The sequence below is a fragment of the Streptomyces sp. MnatMP-M17 genome (assembly GCF_900091995.1).
GTDB lineage: Bacteria > Actinomycetota > Actinomycetes > Streptomycetales > Streptomycetaceae > Streptomyces.
This window is the reverse complement of sequence record NZ_FMDK01000670.1, coordinates 1-4,194: the sequence shown is the minus strand read 5'-3', so window position 1 is coordinate 4,194 and position 4,194 is coordinate 1. Positions and strand designations below refer to the sequence as shown.

Genomic DNA, 4,194 nt, shown 5'->3' with positions numbered 1-4,194 from the left:
CAGCCGCGCGTGGTGCGCCCGCCGCCGGAACGCGTCGACCAGGCGCCGCGCGGCGATCGTCCACAGCCAGCCGACGGCCGTACCGCCGACCGCCGCGCCCGCGAACGCGCCTGCGGCCCGCCACACCGCGAGGTACGTCTCCTGCATGACCTCGGCGACGATCTGCTCGTCCGCACACCGCCGCCGCAGCCGTACGGCCAGCCAGGGCGCGGTGCGCCGGTACAACTCCTCGAACGCGGCGCGGTCGCCCTTGGCGACGAGCCGGACGAGTCCTTCCTCGTCCAGCTCGGCGAGCGCGAGTGTTCTCCTACGTGATCCCACACCGGCTAGACGCCCGGGACGGCGGCCAGGTTTTCGTGGGGGTGTGGGCTGCGTCACATGGGCGGTGGTACGGGCCTACGGCAGGCGGGCTCAGCGCACCCTGGCGAAGAAGGCCAGGGGCGACGGCGCCAACCGCGCCAAGGCCCGACGCAAGGTTGGGAAGATCCACGCCCGGATCGCCGACCGGCGCCGCAGCAAAGCGCACGCTGATTCAGAACATCGCTAGACCTTCGTCGAAGAACTCGATCGTCTCCGTTCCGCTCTGCGCCCGGATCACCACACGCGCCTCACCGGACGGCTGAGCGCCGCGGGCGCGGGCGCGGCGGCGGGCTCGGTCACGGGATGTCCCGTATCCCGTCCATTCCCTTGCGCGGCGCCGTCCACCTGTCCGCTTCCTCCATGCAGATGCCGTCGGTCGGTTACGACCAACAGGCCAGTACCACGATCGTAGTTGACGCGGACGTCCACGCCGCCCTCCGCGCACGCGCCCGCGCCCGCGCGCCGCGACACCGGCCCGGAAAAGCGTTTGACGCCCGTCGGTGTGCGGCGATCGGATGGCGCGCCATGACCACAGGGCAGATGCATCCCGGACTCCACGCCATCGACGACGACCTCGTACGGCGGCTGATCGCCGGGCAGTTCCCACGGTGGGCGGGCCTGGCGGTGGAGCGGGTTCCGTCCGGCGGGACGGTCAACGCCATGTATCGGCTGGGCGACGGCATGGGCGACAGTATGGGCGACGGCATGGTCGTACGGCTGCCGCTGGTGGAGGGCGGAGCCAAGGACGTATCGCTGGAGCAGCAGTGGCTGCCTCGCCTCGCGCGCCAACTGCCCATGCCCATCCCCGAGGTACTCGGAGCCGGGCAGCCCGCCGAGGGCTATCCGTGGCCGTGGTCGGTGTACGGCTGGCTGGCGGGCGAGAACCCAGAGGCGGGCGCGCTGCGCGAACCCGCGCTGCTGGCCAAGGACTTGGCCGGCTTCGTGGCGGCAATGCGGAGCATCAACTTGCCCGAGCCGCCCGAGGCCTACCGCGGCGGGCCGCTCGCCTCGCTCGACGCGCCGACCCGGGCGGCGATCGGGCAACTGCGCGCGATCCCAGAGGAGGGCGTCGACTGCGACGCCGTGACCGCCGTATGGGAGAACGCGCTACGGGCGCCCGGCTGGGACGGGCCACCGGTGTGGCTGCACGCCGATCTGATGCCGGGCAACCTGCTGGTGGACAACGGCGGCAGGCTGACCTCGGTCATCGACTTCGGATGTACGGGAGTGGGCGATCCGGCCTGCGATCTGTTCCCGGCCTGGAACCTGCTGCCGCCGGACGCGAGGCAGATCTTCCGCGAGACGCTCGGTGCGGACGACGCGACCTGGACCCGAGGCCGGGCCCGCACACTCTCGCAGGCGCTGATCGCGCTGCCGTACTACCGGACGACGAATACGGCGATGGCGAGCAACGCCCGGCACGTGATCCGGGCGGTGCTGGGAGAGGCCTGACGATTCCTCTGTCATGTCGCTTTCTGTGATGAACGAATTACAGAGTGAAAGGTGGGCGCGTACGCTCCAACTGGGGGCATGGCCCGACAAAGCACGTGTCAAGAAGGAGCGTTGAAATGCGGCAAGAGGACCAGCGCGAGACGCGGGAGTACCTGCCCCCGCGCAAGCACTTCGGACAGGAACTGCGCATCGCCCGCGAGGCCGCCGGACTGACGCAGCAACAACTCGGCGACTGCGTGGTCTGCCACGCAAGCCTGATCGCCCACTTCGAGGCGGGCCGCCGAATGCCGCGCGCGGAGGACGCGAAGCGGATCGACAAGGCGCTGGGCACGGGAGGTCGCTTCTACCGCATGCTCAGCATCCTCGAAGAGGCCAAGTACGCGGCGCACTTCAGGGAGGCGGCGGAGGCGGAGCGCCTGGCGACGGCGATCTATGAGCACGCGGTCTCGCTGGTCCCGGGGATACTGCAAACGCCGGACTATGCCCGCGCGGTGTACCGGTCAGGGGAGCCCAACCCCAACCCGAAGCGGATGGACGAGTTGGTCAAAAGCCGAACCGTCCGTCGACAGTTGCTGGACAATCCGGAGTCGCCCACGGTGTGGGTCGTCCTCAGCGAGGCGGTCCTGCGGACGATGGTCGGCGGCCCGGCTGTGATGGCCGAGCAACTCCGTGACCTCGCACGGCTGATGCGAGAGGACCGGATCTTCTTGCAGGTCGTGCCGTTCTCTGCGGGAGCCCACGCGACCATGGGCAGCATGGTCACTCTGATGAGTTTTGACGATGCTCCCGACATGGCGTACGTCGAGGGCGTCTTCACCGGAGCCCTGTTCGACGATCCGCACCTCGTGCGACAGCTCCGTCAGGCATACGATTTGACGAGGGCCGCCGCGCTGCCGCCAGCGGCATCCCTGGCCCTCATCGAATCGGTGGCTGAGGATTACGAAAATGACTGTTAGTCGCATCCCCAAGGCGTCGGCCCTCACCGGCTGGCGCAAGTCCAGCTACAGCGGTCCGGACAACGGCAGTTGCGTCGAAGTGGCGGACGGCGTCCCCGGCATCGTCCCCGTCCGCGACAGCAAGAACCCGGACGGCCCGGCCCTCACCGTCCCCGCGCCCGCCTGGTCGTCCTTCATCACCGCCCTCACCAAGGACGCCCTGAACGCCTGACCCGTACCCACTCCCCGCACTCCCCGCCGAGCCTCGCCGTCGTACCGGACGGCGAGGCTCAGCGCTCTGCCCGAAGGGCCCGTACCACGGTGGCGGACCCGCGCGGCCAGACGCGGCCAGACGCGGCCCGACATCGACGTCCCCGCCGACGGCGCCCCGGCACTCCTCGGCTTCAACATCGCATCGCACCTCCTGGCCCGAGCAACGATCACCGCCACCGCGGAGACCCCAGCCCCCTGATCCCGGCACGGCCGGGGAGTGGTGGGGCCGGTGGAGTGGCAGAGCCGGGCCTGATCACGGGTCGGCGAGGGCGGACGAGTACGCCGTACTACTCGGAAGGCCTCACCGCCCGCCGGAGACCCGTAGCACCGTGCCCGTGGTGTACGAGGCGTCCGTGGAGAGCAGCCAGGCGACGGCGGCGGCGATCTCGGAGGGTTGGCCGGGGCGGCGGAGCGGGATGTCGGGCGCGGTCCTGGCCGGGCGGTCGGGGTCGCCCATCGTGGCGTGCATGTCGGTGTCGGTGATGCCGGGGGCGACGGCGTTGACGCGGATGCCGGCCGGGCCGAGTTCCTTGGCCAGGCCGACGGTCAGCGCGTCCGTGGCCGCCTTGGTGGCGGCGTAGTGGACGTACTCGCCGGGGCTGCCCAGCGTGGCCGCCGCGGAGGAGATGTTGACGATGGCGCCGGTGCCGAGGGCGGTCATGTCGCGGGCGGCTCGGCGGCAGCACAGCAGATAGCCCAGGAGATTTACGTCGAGGACCCGGCGCAGGTCCTCGGTGCGGGTGTCGGCGAAGCGGCCGAGCGGGCCCGTCACGCCGGCGTTGTTCACCAGGCCGGTCACCGGCCCGAGTTCGGCCGCTGCTGTGTCGAACAGCCGCTCCACGTCCGCCTCGTCCGACGTGTCCACCCGTACGACGGCACAACGCGCGCCCGCCGCCCGCACGGTGCCCGCGACCTGCTCCGCCGCCGCGCTGTTGCTGACGTACCCGAGGGCCACGTCATGCCCGTCGGCCGCCAGCCGGACACACGTCGCCGCGCCGATTCCCCGACTGCCACCGGTGACGACGGTGACCGGACGTGACATGCGCTGCCTCCTGCTGCTGCCGTCTGTCCCTGCTGCCTGTGCCTACGGCCTGTCCATTACCGGCCTCGGGACCGCTCCGTCCCCACCTCGCGTTCAGATTATCCGGGCGGCGGGCGGCGGGCGGCGGGCGGC

5 protein-coding genes are annotated in these 4,194 nt (G+C 70.9%); 3 read left to right on the top strand and 2 right to left on the bottom strand.

The genetic code is table 11. The annotated features are described in order from the left end of the window. A partial coding sequence (locus GA0115259_RS27895) for an RNA polymerase sigma factor (RefSeq protein ID WP_272921214.1) occupies positions 1 to 285 on the bottom strand: 285 nt, incomplete at its 3' end. A 600-nt stretch (positions 286 to 885) separates the two neighbouring features. Here GA0115259_RS27895 and GA0115259_RS27885 point away from each other — a divergent pair. The 3 genes from GA0115259_RS27885 to GA0115259_RS27875 all read left to right on the top strand — a co-directional run bounded on the left by GA0115259_RS27885 (position 886) and on the right by GA0115259_RS27875 (position 2,979). Then, positions 886 to 1,812, top strand: coding sequence for an aminoglycoside phosphotransferase family protein (locus tag GA0115259_RS27885; protein WP_202450410.1), 927 nt, complete (start codon positions 886 to 888; stop codon positions 1,810 to 1,812). 116 nt (positions 1,813 to 1,928) lie between these two features. Next, positions 1,929 to 2,768, top strand: coding sequence for a helix-turn-helix domain-containing protein (locus GA0115259_RS27880; protein ID WP_093602159.1), 840 nt, complete (start codon positions 1,929 to 1,931; stop codon positions 2,766 to 2,768). Continuing rightward, positions 2,758 to 2,979, top strand: coding sequence for a DUF397 domain-containing protein (locus tag GA0115259_RS27875; protein ID WP_093602157.1), 222 nt, complete (start codon positions 2,758 to 2,760; stop codon positions 2,977 to 2,979). Before GA0115259_RS27880 ends, GA0115259_RS27875 begins: the two co-directional genes overlap by 11 nt. 342 nt (positions 2,980 to 3,321) lie before the next feature. Here the strand turns inward: GA0115259_RS27875 and GA0115259_RS27865 are convergent, their stop codons facing one another. Then, positions 3,322 to 4,062, bottom strand: a complete 741-nt coding sequence (locus tag GA0115259_RS27865; RefSeq protein ID WP_093602155.1) for an SDR family NAD(P)-dependent oxidoreductase — start codon at positions 4,060 to 4,062, stop codon at positions 3,322 to 3,324. Positions 4,063 to 4,194: the final 132 nt, after the last annotated feature.